We start from the raw sequence: 15,774 nt of genomic DNA, 5'->3' as shown, positions 1-15,774 counted from the left end.
CTGTTATTTGTTCGAGGCGGGATCAAGCGGAGCCTTCAGGGCTACGTTGTCCCACGGGATGATTTCGATGTGCGCACCGTTGCTCAGGCGCAACTGGCCGGACGTGACGACCCGGTCCTCGGCCTTGACGCCATCGAGCAGCACGACCCGGCCGGCGATGCGCGGCCCGGTTTTCACTTGCGCCAGGCGCACGCTCAGGGTGCGCGGGTCGTCGCCTTGCACGGTGTACACATAGTCGCCGTAGCTGTTGTAGCTGACCGCGGTTTCCGGAACGCTCAGCACCTGTTCCGAGGTCGGCAGGCTGACCTGGGCATTCACATACATGCCCGGGGCGAGCAGCTTGTCCGGGTTGGGCAGGGTGGCCTGGACCAGCAGCGTGCGGGTGCCCGGATCGATGCGCGGTTCCAGGGTGCTGACCTTGCCGGTGAACTGGCGGCCGGGGTAGGCATCCACCGTCAACTGCATGTCCTGGCCGGGCTTGAGCGCCGACAGGGTGCGCTCCGGCAGGTTGACGTTGGCGAACAGGGTTTGCGCATCGGTCAGCGAGACCATCGCGTCGCCGGCCTGCACGAACTGGCCGAGGTTGACCTTGCGCACCCCCAGCACGCCGGTAAACGGGGCCTTGATGCGCTTCTGTTCGATCAGTGCCTTGACCCGGGTGATATCGCCCTGGACCTGGCGGAAATCGGCTTCGGCCTCATCTAGCTGTTCCTGGGTGGCCGCTTGCTGCGGCAGCAACAGCCGGGTGCGCTGCAGCCGCGAGCGCGCATTGCTGGCCTGGGCCTGCAGGCGTGCCAGCTCGCCGCGCTCCGGGGCATCGTTGAGCTGCACCAGGGTCTGCCCGGCACGTACCGTTTCGCCGGCGCGGAAGGCAATGACCGTGACCAGGCCGCCGGCTTCGGCGGTCACCATCACTTGGCGCGTGGCCTCCAGTTCGCCGATGCCGCTCAGCAGGTTCGGCAGCGGGCCCTGGGTCACCTTGGCCACTGCCACCTTGATGGCGGGCAGCGAGGGTTCGGTGTCGCCGACCGCGATGGCCGGGGTCACGCCCAGCAGGGTAACGGTGAGGGTACTGCCGGCCACCAGCAAGGCGGTGCCGCCGGCCCATCGTTTGAGTGTCTTGTTCATGTCTTCACTTACTGTGTGGAGTGTCTGGAGTGCCTTGCGCAGAAGCAGCAAGACGGATAAAAGGCGGTGATGCATCAGGGGTAAAGCGAGTACGGCGGGCGAGGGCGAACAGCACCAGGCCGATGACCAGGAACACCAGCAGCGCGATGGTGCTGGCGCTGACGATGCCGTAGGCGTCCACCAGCAACCCCATGGGGACCGGCGTGGCGTTGAACAGGTAGACGGTGGCGTAGAAATAGGAAATCAGTTTGCCGTGGCTGTGGCGCGGAGCGAGCTGGTTGACCAGGCGGGCATTGCCGACGAACAGCGCGCCATAGGCATAGCCGCCGATCACCAGCCCCAGCAGCGCGAGCCACAGCGCCTGGGTGTAACAGGCCAGGAGCAGGACGACGAAGGTCAGGCACTGGCACAGCCAGCCGCCGAGCAGCGCCTGGCGTGCCTCGAGCCGCTGACAGTACAGCTGGCTGATGCCGGCGATCAGCAGGTAGGCCGAAATCACATAGCCGAAGAGCCCGGGCTCTGTCAGGCCGAAGACCTGCCGCGCCACCTGTGGGCCAAGCACGAACACACAGGCGGCGAACGACCAGCTGAAGAACACGCTCCAGGCGCAGAGATGGAAAGGCAGGCCGATCCCTTGCAAGGCGTGCTTGAGGCTGGCTGGCCGGCCTGCACTGCCATGGGCGGCGCCGGACTGCGCGGCGCCGCGGCCAGGCCACAGGAGCAGGCTGGCCACAGCGGCGGCCAGGCCCAGCAATGCGATCAGCCAGAAGGGCGAGGCCATGGGCCGGATATCCAGTTGCAACGCCGCGCCGCTGAGCAGCGGGCCCAGGGCCAGGCCCGAGACCATGGCCAGGGTGGCGACCAGGGCGGGCAGCTTGTCGTTGTGCCCGGGGTTGAAACGCACCAGGGCAATGTTCACCGCGGCGGTCATCGCCCCCGAACCGAGGCCGCCCAGCAGGCGGGCGAAGCACAGCGCGCCCAGGGATGTGCCGTGGGCAAAGGCGCCGGCACCGATGAACACCAGCGCACTGGCGGGCACGAACAGCCAGCGCAGGTCTGCGACGCTCCCGGCCAGCCGCGCCATGGCCACCAGGGCTATCAGCACGCCGATGCCGTAGGCGCCGAAAATGAAGGTCAGGTCCAGGGAGCTCAGGCCCAAGTGCTCTTTGTAGAGCGGGTACAGCGGCGTCGGGGTGCTGCTGTTCATCAACGACACCATCAGGGACAGCGCCAGGAGAAACAGGAAGAGGCTCGAGCGCCGGTTACCGGCAACAGGCATGGATGTGGACATAGGGTTTCGGGTCCGTGGGGGAACGGGAAAGCGCCGGTTCAAGGCAGGCAGGCTGTGCTGAACCGGCCAGCAAATGATATCGAGCGGTCGGGACCACCCCCATGCGTGAAACACCGGACTTCATTGGCCAGCGTCCAGGCCGCCCGCGATGCGCGCGTCTCGGCGCTGCGGGATGCCCTGGAGGAGGCATGGCCAGCCCCCGCGAAACCGCTCCGGCGCTCGGGCCGGAGCGGTCGCGTTGTCAGAACAGCTTCCAGGTGTAATTGAAGATCAGCCGGTTCTCGTCGACGTCGGTGACGTAGTTCGAACGGGCGATGGCATTGCGCACCTGCACGCCGAGGCCCTTCAACGGGCCGCCTTGCACCACATAGCTGATATCCAGGTCGCGTTCCCAGTCCTTGCCTTCGAATCCACGCCCGGTATCGACGTTGTCGCCCTTGACGTAACGCACGCCCGCCACCAGGCCGGGGATGCCTTGCGCCGCGAAGTCATAGTCGTAGCGTGCCTGCCAGGAGCGCTCGTCGGCGGAGTCGAAGACATAGGTCGGCAGGTTGTTGCTCATCGGCGTGACGTTGGCGAACACCCGCGGCAGGCCGTCCTTGCCGAACATCGCCTGGTAGCCCAGGTAGACGGTGTGGCCCCCGTGCCGGGCCGACAGCATGCCGAACGCCGCGCGGTTATCCAGCTTGCCGATCGACTGTTCGCCGTCTTCGGCGGAGTCGAAATAGCCGAGCGTGCCTCCCAGCACCCAGTCACCCAGGGGTTCGCTGTGCTTGAGGCTGAAGTAGCGCTGGTGATAGAGGTCCTTGAGCTGCGAATACCAGACGCCCACCGATGTGCGGTTGGCATTGAAGGCATAGTCGGCCCCCGCGTAGTTGAAGCGGTCGGAGGTCACCAGCTTGCCGTCCCGCAGCCTCGGCACGAAGCCGACCATGGCGCCCAGTTCCTCGTCGCCCGACTCGTTGCGCAGGCTGGTGGAGCGCATCTGGCCGGCCTGCAGGGTCAGCCCGGCGATCTCGCTGGAGACGATGCTGGCGCCCTGGTAGGTCGGCGGCAGCAAACGGATATCGCCGAAGTACAGCACCGGCACCGTCACTTGTTGCTCGCCGATTTTCAACTCGGTCCTGGAGACCTTGACCTTCAGCGCCGCGCCCATGCGGCTGTATTCGTCGGCCGCGCGTCCGTCGCTGTGTACCGGCAACAGGCCGCTGTTGGCGCGGTCGCGGCTGCTGTCGAGCTTGAGGCCGAGAAGACCGAGGGCGTCCACGCCGAACCCGACGTCGCCGGGGGTATAGCCGGACTTGAAGTTGAGAATGAAACCCTGTGCCCATTCTTCGGTGCGGGACTGGGGATTGCGCCCGACGATCCCGGAATAGTCGCGGCTGAAGTAGTAATTGCGCGCCTGCAAGGTCGCGCTGCTGTCTGCCAGGAAGCCACTTTCGGCCGCCAGCAGGGTCTGCGGGAGAACCAGGGCGACCAGCGGGAAGCAGGGGCCGCGCAGTGCACGAGATACGACTGTTGATTGCTTCATCGTTTCACTCTTTGTAGTTGTTGTAGTGGTGATGAATTCATCCATTGCACACAGGAAGTTCGTCTCCTTACTTGTTCTCCTGGAAAAGCTCCGGGCAAAAGGCGGCCTGTCGGGGCACTCTTCGAAAAGACGGCCCTGATGAAAAACGCTCCTGCACCGGGTGTTACGGCTGGCTTGAAAGCCATTGCTCCAGGCTTGCGAGCCAAGTCGGGTAAGTCGATAGTCGGGTAAGTCGATAGTTGGGTTGATCGATAGTTGTGCTCATCGATAGTTGCGCTAAGTACTGGCTGTTTCTTTAGTTGCACCTCGCTTGCCGATAGTTGATCTTGCCCTGCCTCCCGCGCCGGCCCGGGCCAGGCACACGGCGTCGCGAAACGCACAGGGCGTTCCGGGAAGCAGGGCAACCAGCTGGTTGTGCCTTGGCGTGCTTTGCAGTGACCGTTACTGTGTCAGGCCCGCACTTGGACGACGCCGGGTCAGCGGAACGCCGCGTGCCCCGTCAGTGCCTGGCCGATGATCAGTTGATGCACTTCCGAAGTGCCCTCGTAGGTCATCACCGATTCGAGGTTGTTGGCGTGGCGCAACGGGGAATAGTCCAGCGTGATGCCATTGGCACCCAGAATGGCCCGGCATTCCCGGGCAATCGCCAGCGCCGTGCGCACGCTGTTCAACTTGCCGACGCTCACCTGTTCGGAGCGCAAGGTGCCAGCCTCTTTCAAACGCCCCAGGTGAAGGGCAAGCAGGGTGCCCTTGCCCAGCTCTACCGCCATGTCGGCGATTTTCAGTTGCGTGGCCTGATAGCTGGCCAGCGGCTTGTCGAAGATCTGCCGGTTGCGGCTGTATTCGAGCGTGCTCTCCAGGCTGTCCTGCGCCGCGCCGAGGGCGCCGAAAATAATGCCGAAGCGGGCATCGTTCAGGCAGGCCAGGGGGGCCGAGAGACCCCGTGCACCAGGGAGCAGGGCCGACCCCGGGAGCCGCACGCCGTCCAGGCGCAGCTCACTGGTGGTCGAGGCCCGCAGCGACAGCTTTCCCGGTATGTCCCGGGCGGAGAACCCCGGGGTGTCGGTGGGCACGACAAAGCCGCGGATCTTGTCGTCGGTCTGCGCCCAGATGATCGCCACGTCGGCGATGGAGCCGTTGGTGATCCACTTTTTCGCCCCGTCGAGCACCCAGTCGTCACCCAGGCGGCGGGCATGGGTGGCCATGCCGGCCGGGTCGGAGCCGAAACCGGCTTCGGTGAGCGCGAAGCAGCCAATCGACTCGCCGCTGCGTAACTTCGGCAGCCACTGATCCTTCTGCTGTTGCGAGCCCCACTGCGCCAGGGCATGCATCGCCAGCGAGCCCTGCACCGAAACCAAGGTGCGCACGCTGGAATCGCCGGCTTCCAGCTCCAGGCAGGCGAGCCCGTAGGCGGTGGCGCTGGCTCCGGCGCAGCCGTGGCTGTCAAGGTGCATGCCCAGCAGCCCGCGCTGGCCCAGTTTGCGGGCCAGTTCGCGCACCGGGCTGGCGCCGGTCTCGAACCACTGCTGGGTAAAGGGCCGGACGTACTCGGCGGTGAAGGCCCGGACCCTGTCGCGTATGGCGCGCTCGTCAGGGCCGATCAGGGCTTCGATATCGAACAATTGAAACGGTGTCTGGTGTGCTTTCATGGCAAGCATCCTGTGGAATGGGGGTCAGCACGCCCGCCAGGCCGGCGCGCGTTTCTCGAGAAAAGCCCGGGTGCCTTCGGCGAAGTCGGCGGTGGCGCGGATCTGGCTCATGCTGGCTTCGGCGGCGGCCATGGCGTCGGCGACGTCCTGGCTCAGGCCTTCGAGCAGCACCCGGCGCGTCTCGCGCACGGCGAGCGGCGCATTGGCGCAGACCCGCAGGGCCAGGGCGATGGCCGCATCCATCAGTTGCTCCGGGGCGACCAGGGTATTGACCAGGCCCACCTGGTAGGCGCGTTCCGCGCTGATGGGGTCGCCGGTGATGGCCATTTCCATCGCCACGTTCACCGGGATCGAGCGCGGCAGGTGGTACAGCCCGCCGGCCGCCGCGACCATGGAGCGCTTGACTTCGGAAAGGGCGAAGGCCGCGTTGCTGGCCGCGACCACCAGGTCGCAGGCCAGCACGATCTCGCAGCCGCCGGCGAAAGCCGGGCCGTTCACCGCGGCAATCAGCGGTTTGCTGCGAGGGCGCCTGGCGATCCCGGCAAACCCGCCGCGCTCGGTTTTCGCCGGCCCTTCGCCGTTGGCCAGGGCCTTGACGTTGGCGCCCGAGCAAAACACGCTGCCGGCCCCGGTGATCACCGTGACCCAGATCGAGTCGTCGGCTTCGATGAAGTCCACCAGGCGCTCGATTTCCTCGGCGTCGGCCCGGTCGATGGCATTGCGGATGTGGGGGCGGTCGAGGGTGATGATCGCCACCGGTGAGCGCACTTCAAACTGGATCATGGAACGGTTCCCTTCTTCTGATGAGAGACAACGGATCCCCGGACGGCGCCGCGCTTGCGCGACGCCGTGGCATCAGGGCCGGGTTTCGAGAGCGAAGCTGTGCCGCAGGGCCTTCTTGTCGACCTTGCCGACCGAGGTCATGGGCAGCTCCAGCAGCACATGGATCTCGTCGGGCAGCCAGAACTTGACGATGCGCGGGCGCAGCCAGTCCAGCAGTTCGTCCGGCGCGATGGAGCAGCCGTCGACCAGCGTGATGATGGCAATCGGACGCTCGTCCCAGCGCTCGGAGGGAACGCCGATCACTGCCGCGCTTTCTACCCCGGGGTGCGACTCCAGGGCGGCTTCCAGTTCCACCGAAGGAATCCATTCGCCACCTGACTTGATCAGGTCCTTGAGGCGGTCCCGGAGGCGGATGTAGCCCTCGTGGTCGATGCTGGCGGCGTCGCCGGTGCGGAACCAGCCATCGGCGGTGACCGAGGCGCTGGGTTCCTGTTCGCCGTGGTAGCAGCGGGTCACCCAGGGGCCCCGGCATTGCAGCTCACCCGCGGATTCGCCATCCCACGGCAGCTCTTGCAGGGTTTCGCCCTGGACGATGCGGAACTCGACGCCGGCGACGGGAACGCCCTGCGACGAGGCGACAGCCGCCAGCGCAGCGCTGTCGGTGGGGTCGATATGCGGGCGCCGCCGGGCCATCGAGGCATAGGCCCCGGTTTCGGTCATGCCCCAGACCTGCATGATCGGGCTGCCGGTCAGCTCGCGGCACAGTTGCGTCAGGCGAGTCGGCACTGCGCTGCCTCCGGAGCAGAGCATGCGCAGGCTGGAGGTGTCGCGGCCTTGCAGTTCGGGCAGGATGCGCGACCAGAGCGCGGGCACCGCGGTGGCGCAGGTGACCCGGCAACGTTCCATCAGGCTGGCGATCGCCGGGCCGGACAGGTCCGCGCCGGGCAATACCAGGTCGGCCCCGGCGGCGACCGCGGCATAGCCCATGTCCCACGCGTTGGCATGAAAGAACGGCACCAGTGGCAGCACCGTGTCGCTCTCGCTGATCGCCGCGGTATCGGCCTGCAACAGAGACATGGCATGCAGCCACAGCGAGCGCTGGGAATAGACCACGCCCTTGGGGTTGCCGGTGGTGCCGCTGGTGTAGCACACCGACGCCGCGGCCATTTCATCCTCGACCTGATAGGGCGACGCCGGCGCGGCGGCGAGCAGTTCCTCGTAGTCCGACAGGCCAATGCCCGGCGGCAGGCTCTCGGCCGCCGGTGAGGCGCCGGTTTCGTTGATAACCACCAGTCGCCTGACGCTCTTGAGCGAGCCGAGGAGGGGGACAAGACGCGGCAGCAGGGCGCTGTCGACGAAAATCACCTCGTCGGCCGCGTTGTTCACCACATAGCACAGCTGGTCTTCGGGCAGCCGTACGTTGAGTGGGTGGAAGACGTACCCCGCAAGCGGGGCCGCGAAACTGATTTCCAGGTGGCGGACCGTACTCGAGGCGAAAGTGCCGACCCGGGCCCCGTCTTCGAGCCCCATGCCGCGCAACGCGCTGGCCAGTCGTTCGGTGCGTTCTGCCCAAGCGGTATAAGTGGTGACCGTCAAGGCGCCAGGTTCGGCGCTGTAGATCCGTTTCTGCCCGAACGGGCGTTTCGCCCGCCGAAACAGTTGCGCCACGGTAAGAGGTAGAGCCTGCATGGTGTGCTGCATCTTTATTACCTTCTAATCAATCTGCTGAGGTGCCTGGATCGAAGGGCCGTTACCTGGCGGCCTCGAGCAGGATCACATCGGCCTGGCCGAACCCGCCGCAGATGGCGGCAACGGCCCAGCGACCGCCACTGCGCTGCAACTGGCGGGCTGCAGTGAGCACCAGCCGCGCGCCACTGGAGCCGGTCGGATGACCGATCGCCACCGCACCACCATTGATGTTAGTGCGCGCGGCCAGCACGGCCTCCAGCTGTGCGTCGCCGGCGGCGAGGGTCTTGACGCTGACCGCGGCGGTGGCGGCATAGGCCTCGTTGATCTCGATCACGTCGACGTCGGCCGGTGTCAGGCCCGCCTCGGCGAGAATCCGCCCGATCGCCAGCCCCGGCAGGAAAACCGACGAGGTCGGGCCACCGGCGATTTGCAGGTAGGCGTGAATCCGCGCCAGCGGGGCCACGTCGTTGTCGGCCAGCGCCTGTTCTCCGGCCAGCAGCAGGGCAGTGGCGCCGTCATTCAGGCCGGGGGCGTTTCCTGCCGTCACCGTCGGCCCGCCATACACCGGCTTCAGGCGTGCCAGCCGCTCCAGGCTGCTGTCGGCGCGGGGTTGTTCATCGGCGATGAGCTCGCCTTCGGGGGTGGTTATCGCAATGATTTCGTCGCTGAAGTAACCGGCCGCCAGTGCCCGGAAGTAGCGTTCGTGACTTTGTTGCGCCCAGGCATCCTGAGCCTCGCGCCCCACGCCACGACTCAGTGCTTCCTCGCCCGCCGAGCGGGCAATCGATCCGCCACCGGCCAGGGGGTTGCGCAGCAGGAGCAGGTCCTCGACCACCAGGTCGCCACGCTTGGAGCCCCAGCGGGTCTCATGCAGCAGCCGCGGGGTCTGGCTCATCGATTCGATGCCCAGTGCCAGGGTAGAGCGGGCGCCGCCGCGGATGGCGCGCCACCCCAGGCCGACGGTGGTCATGCCGGAACAGCAGGCGCGGTCGACGGTCAGGGTCGGCAGCGTCTCGGGCAGCCCGGCAGCCATGGCGAACTGGCGCGCCGGGACCATGAGCCCGCCTTCGATCATCGCCATTCCGGCATTGAGCTCGGCAAGGTCCTCGATGGGCCAGGAAGTGCGCTTGAGCAGGGCCTGCAAGGTTTGCCGTGCGAGATCGACCACCGGCACGTCGCGCAGACCGCCGCCGAAGCGGCCGAACGGTGAGCGGACGCCATCCACAATCCAAACCGGTTGATGTTTAGACATTGTTTTTATCCTCGTTTGTGAAAGTGATTTCACTTTTTATAATCCTGCCAAATGAAACAGTCAATAGCCCTGGAAAGGCAGGAAAGAGGCGGGTGAAAGGACGGCAAAAATGCCGGGCAGGGGACGTCATGGAGCTGCTTCCTGGCGGCCGCAAGGCTCTATCCTGCGGGTTTCACGCGCACCAGGCATCGAGCTGGCCGACAAGCCTGCGACCGTGGATTTGCGGCGACTGGATTTTCGGGGAAGTGTTCCGCTGAACGGTTATTGCCCGGCACCAGCCGAGCAGCGTCGGGCCTTTGCGGGTATCTCAGGTCCGCAGGGCGGGCTGGCAGAGGATTTTTTTTGCAGGGAGGGGGCTTGTCATCCAGATTTGGCAGCCCCTATAGTGAAATTGACCTCAGTTTTCCAAAGAGTGATTGTCGTGACCACACCTACCGCGTCTTCCAAACCCAGCGATCCTGGCGCGCTGAGTAAAAAGGGCCAGCTCACCCGGGCTCGAATCCTTGAAGCAGGCCGCCAGGTCCTCTCCGAGCGGGGCTATTTTGGCGCCACCGTGGCCGAGATTGCCGAGCGCAGCGGGCTGGCATTGGGAAGCATCTACCGTTACTTCGACAACAAGGAAGATCTGTTCCTGGAACTTCTGGAGTCGCTTGTCGAAGAACTCTTCACGTCGGTCAACAAGTCCTGGGTCAAGGACAAGGTACTGGAGTCTTTGCGCGAGTCTTCGCGGCGCTACCTCACGACTTACTACAACAATCGCCACTTCATCGCCGGCCTGCTGGAAATGTCGGCCGCCGTACCGGAGTGCGCCGAACTCTGGTGGAAGTTGCGTCAGAAGACCTTCAGCCGCAAGGCGCAATATCTGCAGAAGGCCCTGGCCAACGACGTCCTGCAGCCTGACCACACCGCGGCGGCCCTGGCCACGATGGTCGAGCAGCTGGCCTATCACTGGTACGTGGAAACCGAGAAGAACGGCGGCGAAAGCCCCGACCTGGAAGTGGCTGCAGAAACGATAAGCCTGATCTGGTATCGCGCCATCTACGCCGGCGTGGAAAAGGCCTAGTTCGCAACAACCAGCCTGGGGCGCAACGCTCAGGCCAGTATTTTTACCCGTTGGATGACAAGAGTGCGTGGCCAGAACTCAGGTTCTGCGCTTCGTGCTGCCTGATGGACGGCAACTAACGACAAACAAGCCCTGCACTTGCTACCCAGCGAGCCGAGCGACTGAGCAACAACAATAATAAATACTGAGGAACGTTCGATGAACAAATCGATTGATGTACGTGAGTGGATCGATAGCCGCCCGGTGGGCCGCTTTCAGAAATGGGTGGTGTTCTTCGGTTTCCTGATCATTGCCCTCGATGGTTTCGATGTGGCGATCATGGGCTTTATCGCGCCGCAATTGAAACTCGACTGGGGGCTGGAACCCCAGGCGCTCGGCCCGGTGATCAGTGCCGCGCTGATTGGCCTGGCGGCCGGGGCGATGACCGCCGGGCCACTGGCCGACCGCTATGGCCGACGCATCGTGCTGATCTGCAGCGTGGCGTTCTTTGGTGCCCTGACCGTCGCCACGGCATTCGCCTCGGATGTGCAGGGGCTGGTTATCCTGCGTTTTCTCACCGGCCTCGGGCTGGGTGCGGCGATGCCCAATGCGGGCATCCTGGTCAGCGAATACGCACCTGCGCGCAAGCGTTCCTTCCTGATCACCCTCGCGTTCTGTGGCTTCTCGCTGGGGGCGGCCGTGGGCGGCTTCGCCAGTGCCTGGATGATCCCCAACCTGGGCTGGCGCAGCGTGTTGGTGCTCAGCGGCGTGTTGCCGTTGCTGGTCACACCGTTCCTGTATTTCAAGTTGCCCGAGTCCGTTACCTTCCTGCTGACCCGGCGCGCTGCCGCCGAGCGCATCCAGGCCATCATGCAGCGCCTGGCGCCAGCGCAATTCAGTGCCGATACGGTGTTCGTGATTCCCGCCGAGGGCAGGCCGGCGGCCAATGCGATCGGGCTGGTGCTGTCGCGGCGTTACCTGTTCGGCACCCTGATGCTGTGGGTCGGCTACATCATTGCGTTATTCATGGTGTACCTGTTCAGCAGCTGGTTGCCGATGCTGGTCAAGCAAGTCGGCCAGTACAGCGTCGCGGATGCCGCGATCGTCACCGCGGTGTTCCAGATCGGCGGGCCGGCAGGTTCGGTGTTCATCGGCTGGGCGATGGATCGCTGGGGCCAGCGCAATGTCTTGTCGCTGGCGTTCCTGGGCGGCGGCCTGGCGATCTTCGCCATCGGCCAGTCCACCGACCATTTCCTGCTGCTATGCGCCGTGGCCTGGCTGGTAGGGTTCGGCATCAACGGTTCCACGGTGGGCATGAATGCCCTGGCGGCCAGCTATTACCCCACCCAGGCGCGGGCGACGGGCGCCAGCTGGATGAGCGGGGTCGGGCGGGTCGGCGCGGTGCTGAGCGCCTTCGCCGGCGCGTACATGCTGGGCCTGGGCTGGTCGCTCGAACATATATGCATGCTGATGCTGATTCCGGCCGCGGTGGCCTCGCTGGCAATCTGCTGCCAATGCCGCCACGCCTCGAAGTTGAGCCCGTCGCGGCGATCGATCGACAAGCCCGTCTTGCCGTAACGGGCCGGAATCAACCGGCGTCGTTCCCGCGGTCGCGGTTTTGCCGTGCAGCGCCGGCCGCGCCTGGCCGGTCTGGACGATGGCAGGGGAATCCTGGAGGACCGAGCATTACCCTGGCCAACTGCTGCCCATAAGATGGCTTCAGCCTTTTCAAGGTTGCCCATACCCGCCAGGCCGACACCTGGCGGGTAAACGCAAACGGAAAAAACGCATCCGGACAGACAGGGAACAGACACCGCCGCCATGTTTATTTTCGAAGCCATTCTCGTACTACTCTTTTGCGCCGCGTTGCTGTCGATGCTCGCGCGGCGCCTGAACGTTGCCTATCCCACCTTGCTCGCCCTGGGCGGGATCGGGGTCGCGCTGATTCCCGGTACCCCCAGGCTGGACCTGCCGCCGGACTTGATCCTTGCGCTGTTCGTCGCACCGGTGCTGCTGGACGCCGCGTATGACACTTCGCTGCGCGACCTGCGGAAAAACTGGCGCGCGGTCTTGTCGCTGGTGTTTGTCGTGGTGGGCTTGACCACCGCCACGGTGGCCGTCGTCGCCAAGTGCTTTCTACCCGACTTGCCCTGGGGCGCTGCCATCGCGCTGGGGGCGCTGCTGGCACCACCGGATGCGGTCGCGGCCCTCGCGGTGCTGCGCCAGGTGGCGCCGCCCCATCAGATCCGGACAATCCTGGAAGGCGAGAGCCTGCTCAACGATGCCTCGTCGCTGCTGATCTACAAGCTGGCGGTGGGCGCGGTCGCGATCGGTGGTTTCAGTGCCCATCAGGCCATGCCAGCCTTTGCCCTGGTTACTTTCGGCAGCGTGCTGGCCGGGTGGGTCCTCGCGAAAGTCTTTCTACGTGTGCTGGGCTCGATCCTCGATGCGCCGACGGCGACCATCATCCAGTTCGTGGTCACCTTCGGCGTGTGGATTCTCGCCGAGCACCTGGGCTTGTCCGGTGTGGTCACCATCGTGGTGTTCGGCTTGACCGCGGCGCGCAGGCGCACCTCCTCGGCCAAATCCCATGTACGGATACTCTCCAACTCGACGTGGGAGGTGGTCACGTTCGTGCTCAACGTGCTGGCGTTCACCCTGATCGGGCTGCAGGTGCGGCCGATCTTCGAGGTATTCGCCGAGGGTGAGCGCTATCACTTGCTAGGCGTTGCCCTGGCGATCCTGGGAGTCGTGGTGGTCGTGCGCCTGGCCTGGATCCTGGTCTATGGCTTTGCCCGGGACCAGGCCGCGAGCCAGCGCCCGAACCTGCTGTACAACGCCAAGACCCGGCTGTTGATCGGCTGGTCGGGCATGCGCGGGATCGTCACGCTCGCCGCGGCGCTCGCACTGCCCGTGGAGTTTCCCTACCGCGACTTTATCCTGCTGACCGCCTTTACCGTCGTGCTGGGCACCCTGGTGATCCAGGGCCTGACACTGCGGCCCTTGCTCCTGTGGTTGAACCTGCCTTCTGACAACACCGTCAAGGACGAACTGGCGATCGCCCGCGGTGCCACGCTGGAAGCGGCCATGGCCGAGCTGGATCACCATGGAGGCGATGCGGCCCGACGCCTGAAGCTGGAATACCAGGACGCGCTGAGCGAAGTGCGCGACGGCCGGGACCCCAGGGAATCCGTGGACCATTCACTGCGCCGGCGCGTGGTGCCGGCCTCCCGGCAAGCGCTGGATGAGCTGCGCGAGAGTGGCCGTATCGGCGACGAGGCGTACCGCGCCGTCGAGCGCGAGCTGGATCTGCTGGAGCTCAGCTCTCGCGTCCCGTCGCCGCCTTGAGCCCACTTCTGCCAGTGTTTTCCAAAACTTGACCTGGCTTCCCGGCATCTGGAACCGAGGCGCCGGCATGGGGACACAAGCCGCCCGAGACATTGAAGTCAGAACAGGCTTAACCTAGTACCCGATAGCAGTCGGTGAGCGCATTTCGGGCATTTACCGCAGCAGCACAACGCTGGTGAACCATCGCCAGGAATTCCGCATCAGGGGCGAAACTAGAGTATGGATCGATTGCGCGCTATGCGTGTGTACAAGCAGGTGGTCGACGCCGGCAGCTTCAGAGGGGCGGCGGAGAGTCTCGGCATGCCAGCGGCGACTGTTACCGTCGCGATCAAGGAATTGGAAAGCGCGCTCGGCGTAAAACTGATTAACAGAACCACCAGGAACTTGAATGTCACATCGGATGGCGCAGCCTACTACGAGGTCTGCGTGCGTTTGCTGACGGACCTGGACGATGCAGAGGCGAGTTTTCGCGATCGTTCCAAGCGGCCCCATGGGCGCGTGCGTGTCGATGTCTCGCCTTCCATTGCTTATCGTCTATTGATTCCAAATCTGAAAGATTTTCGAGTCGCTTATCCCGACATCGATATTGTGCTTGGGGTGGGCGATCGATTAGTCGACCTCGTACAGGAGGGGGTCGACTGTGTCATTCGAGTGGGCGAACTTGAATCATCCACGCTCGCGGCCCGACGGATAGGTTATTTCGATTTTGTCATTTGCGGTTCTCCAGACTATTTTGCACGTTATCCAGAGCCCAGCTCACTCGAGGAACTTGGCGAGCATGAGCTGGTTTACTACTTCTCCACTCAGACAGGCAGGACGAAACAGTGGGAGGAGGCCGGAGCAGAGGGGCGCCACCAGCGACCCAAGACCAGCTTGCTCGTCAATGATGCCGACGCCCATTTGGCATGCGGCGTTCATGGGCTGGGTTTGGTCAGGATCCCACGATTCATGGCAACCCCTTACCTGGAGACTGGAGCGTTAAGAGAAGTGATGAAAGGCTCGGTATCCATGCGGTTGCCGATCTCTATCCTGTATCCACAGAATCGGCATCTCACTCAGAAAGTGCGCTGTTTCATTGACTGGGTCGTGGAAGTTTTCGAGAACAGCGAGTTAGTTGGAAAGGTTTGATTGCATATAGCCGAGTGAGGGGGAGCTGATTGGCTCCGCTTGTCGACTTTCGTATTGATAAAGGTGGCGATGGGGCGGTCGCCCGCGAATTCGATTCGCCCGGGCACGCCCCATCGCCTCATGCGTCAGCGTTCTTCAGGTTTTTAATCTGCCTTGGCGACTTCGTGCATTAGAACTGCAGCGTGCCGCCATCTACATACAAACCGGTCCCGTTGACAAAACTACTGTCATCGGAGGCAAGGAACAGAGCAGCCCCGGCAACTTCCTCGGGCGACCCCATCCGGTTGAAAGGGGATTGGCTCGCAGCCTGCGCCATGATCTGCTCCAGTTCGCTTTTCGATGAGGCGAAATCATTCCAGCCGGGCGTAACGATTGCGCCGGGGGCCAGTACGTTGACGCGAATCTTGCGGGGCGCAAGTTCAACTGTCCATGCACGAGCAAAGCTGCGAATAGCCCCTTTGGTTCCGCTATAGATGCTGAAGGCCGGGACCGCCGCCTCAGCCGCTACCGAGCCGATCAGGATGATCGATGCCCCCTCCTTCAGCAGTGGCAAGGACTTCTGAACCGTGAAGACAGTTCCCTTTACATTGGTAGTAAAGAGCCGATCGAAATGTGACTCGTCCACATATTCCAATGGAATGAATTCACCGATGCCGGCATTCGCCACCAATACATCAATAGACTTTCCGTATTGCTCTACGGTTTTATACAAGTTGTTCAAATCCGCCAGTTTGGAAATATCCCCGCGCACGCCCCGGGTATTTCCGCCAATTTCACGAACGGCGGCATCGAGTTCTGCCTGACGCCGCCCTGTAATAAACAGTTCAGCTCCTTCCTGGGCAAAGCGTTTGGCGATGGCCAAGCCGATACCACTGCTAGCACCTGTAACGACAGCGATCTTACCTTCAAGTCTTCCCATGGAAGCCACTCTCC

12 protein-coding genes are annotated in these 15,774 nt (G+C 64.1%); 4 read left to right on the top strand and 8 right to left on the bottom strand.

All coding sequences use genetic code 11. From position 1 onward, the window contains the following. Positions 1 to 3: 3 nt before the first annotated feature. From TO66_RS15670 to TO66_RS15640, 7 genes are all read right to left on the bottom strand, one after another. The gene (locus tag TO66_RS15670) at positions 4 to 1,128 is read right to left on the bottom strand and encodes an efflux RND transporter periplasmic adaptor subunit (RefSeq protein WP_052506125.1); all 1,125 of its coding nucleotides are present in this window, start codon (positions 1,126 to 1,128) and stop codon (positions 4 to 6) included. 4 nt (positions 1,129 to 1,132) lie between these two features. Further along, positions 1,133 to 2,419 carry an MFS transporter gene (locus TO66_RS15665; protein ID WP_256240316.1) on the bottom strand — a complete coding sequence of 429 codons (1,287 nt, stop codon included), beginning with the start codon at positions 2,417 to 2,419 and terminating at the stop codon, positions 1,133 to 1,135. 241 nt (positions 2,420 to 2,660) lie between these two features. Further along, positions 2,661 to 3,950: an OprD family porin gene (locus TO66_RS15660; RefSeq protein WP_044463190.1), complete on the bottom strand. Its 1,290-nt coding sequence runs from the start codon at positions 3,948 to 3,950 to the stop codon at positions 2,661 to 2,663. Between the two features lie 476 nt (positions 3,951 to 4,426). Further along, positions 4,427 to 5,599: an acyl-CoA dehydrogenase family protein gene (locus TO66_RS15655; protein ID WP_044463189.1), complete on the bottom strand. Its 1,173-nt coding sequence runs from the start codon at positions 5,597 to 5,599 to the stop codon at positions 4,427 to 4,429. Positions 5,600 to 5,623: 24 nt separating this feature from the next. Further along, the gene (locus TO66_RS15650; protein WP_044463188.1) at positions 5,624 to 6,382 is read right to left on the bottom strand and encodes an enoyl-CoA hydratase-related protein; all 759 of its coding nucleotides are present in this window, start codon (positions 6,380 to 6,382) and stop codon (positions 5,624 to 5,626) included. A 72-nt stretch (positions 6,383 to 6,454) separates the two neighbouring features. Further along, a complete protein-coding gene (locus TO66_RS15645) occupies positions 6,455 to 8,071 on the bottom strand; it encodes a long-chain-fatty-acid--CoA ligase (protein ID WP_218187726.1) in 1,617 nt (538 codons plus the stop codon). A 61-nt stretch (positions 8,072 to 8,132) separates the two neighbouring features. After that, positions 8,133 to 9,323, bottom strand: a complete 1,191-nt coding sequence (locus TO66_RS15640) for a thiolase family protein (RefSeq protein ID WP_044463186.1) — start codon at positions 9,321 to 9,323, stop codon at positions 8,133 to 8,135. 421 nt (positions 9,324 to 9,744) lie between these two features. Here TO66_RS15640 and TO66_RS32610 point away from each other — a divergent pair, with 421 nt between their 5' ends. The 4 genes from TO66_RS32610 to TO66_RS15620 all read left to right on the top strand — a co-directional run bounded on the left by TO66_RS32610 (position 9,745) and on the right by TO66_RS15620 (position 14,841). Then, on the top strand, positions 9,745 to 10,386 hold the full coding sequence (locus TO66_RS32610) for a TetR/AcrR family transcriptional regulator (RefSeq protein WP_177330404.1): 642 nt from the start codon (positions 9,745 to 9,747) through the stop codon (positions 10,384 to 10,386). Positions 10,387 to 10,584: 198 nt separating this feature from the next. Then, positions 10,585 to 11,943 carry an aromatic acid/H+ symport family MFS transporter gene (locus TO66_RS15630; protein ID WP_044463184.1) on the top strand — a complete coding sequence of 453 codons (1,359 nt, stop codon included), beginning with the start codon at positions 10,585 to 10,587 and terminating at the stop codon, positions 11,941 to 11,943. 243 nt (positions 11,944 to 12,186) lie between these two features. After that, complete coding sequence (locus TO66_RS15625) at positions 12,187 to 13,713, top strand: sodium:proton antiporter (protein WP_044463183.1); 1,527 nt, start codon at positions 12,187 to 12,189, stop codon at positions 13,711 to 13,713. A 237-nt stretch (positions 13,714 to 13,950) separates the two neighbouring features. Next, the gene (locus TO66_RS15620; protein WP_177330403.1) at positions 13,951 to 14,841 is read left to right on the top strand and encodes a LysR family transcriptional regulator; all 891 of its coding nucleotides are present in this window, start codon (positions 13,951 to 13,953) and stop codon (positions 14,839 to 14,841) included. A 169-nt stretch (positions 14,842 to 15,010) separates the two neighbouring features. Here the strand turns inward: TO66_RS15620 and TO66_RS15615 are convergent, their stop codons facing one another. After that, on the bottom strand, positions 15,011 to 15,760 hold the full coding sequence (locus tag TO66_RS15615) for an SDR family NAD(P)-dependent oxidoreductase (protein ID WP_044463181.1): 750 nt from the start codon (positions 15,758 to 15,760) through the stop codon (positions 15,011 to 15,013). Between the last annotated feature and the right edge of the window lie 14 nt (positions 15,761 to 15,774).

This window comes from Pseudomonas sp. MRSN 12121 (genome assembly GCF_000931465.1).
In the GTDB taxonomy this organism is placed as follows: Bacteria; Pseudomonadota; Gammaproteobacteria; order Pseudomonadales; family Pseudomonadaceae; genus Aquipseudomonas.
The sequence above is the reverse complement of the archived record's forward strand: the minus strand, read 5'-3'. Positions and strand labels throughout refer to the sequence as shown.

What these genes read in the sequence shown, in the direction of transcription:
- TO66_RS15670 (WP_052506125.1), bottom strand. Translation starts at nt 1,128, where the DNA reads ATGAACAAGACACTCAAACGATGGGCCGGCGGCACCGCCTTGCTGGTG.
- TO66_RS15665 (WP_256240316.1), bottom strand. Translation starts at nt 2,419, where the DNA reads ATGTCCACATCCATGCCTGTTGCCGGTAACCGGCGCTCGAGCCTCTTC.
- TO66_RS15660 (WP_044463190.1), bottom strand. Translation starts at nt 3,950, where the DNA reads ATGAAGCAATCAACAGTCGTATCTCGTGCACTGCGCGGCCCCTGCTTC.
- TO66_RS15655 (WP_044463189.1), bottom strand. Translation starts at nt 5,599, where the DNA reads ATGAAAGCACACCAGACACCGTTTCAATTGTTCGATATCGAAGCCCTG.
- TO66_RS15650 (WP_044463188.1), bottom strand. Translation starts at nt 6,382, where the DNA reads ATGATCCAGTTTGAAGTGCGCTCACCGGTGGCGATCATCACCCTCGAC.
- TO66_RS15645 (WP_218187726.1), bottom strand. Translation starts at nt 8,071, where the DNA reads ATGCAGGCTCTACCTCTTACCGTGGCGCAACTGTTTCGGCGGGCGAAA.
- TO66_RS15640 (WP_044463186.1), bottom strand. Translation starts at nt 9,323, where the DNA reads ATGTCTAAACATCAACCGGTTTGGATTGTGGATGGCGTCCGCTCACCG.
- TO66_RS15630 (WP_044463184.1), top strand. Translation starts at nt 10,585, where the DNA reads ATGAACAAATCGATTGATGTACGTGAGTGGATCGATAGCCGCCCGGTG.
- TO66_RS15625 (WP_044463183.1), top strand. Translation starts at nt 12,187, where the DNA reads ATGTTTATTTTCGAAGCCATTCTCGTACTACTCTTTTGCGCCGCGTTG.
- TO66_RS15620 (WP_177330403.1), top strand. Translation starts at nt 13,951, where the DNA reads ATGCGTGTGTACAAGCAGGTGGTCGACGCCGGCAGCTTCAGAGGGGCG.
- TO66_RS15615 (WP_044463181.1), bottom strand. Translation starts at nt 15,760, where the DNA reads ATGGGAAGACTTGAAGGTAAGATCGCTGTCGTTACAGGTGCTAGCAGT.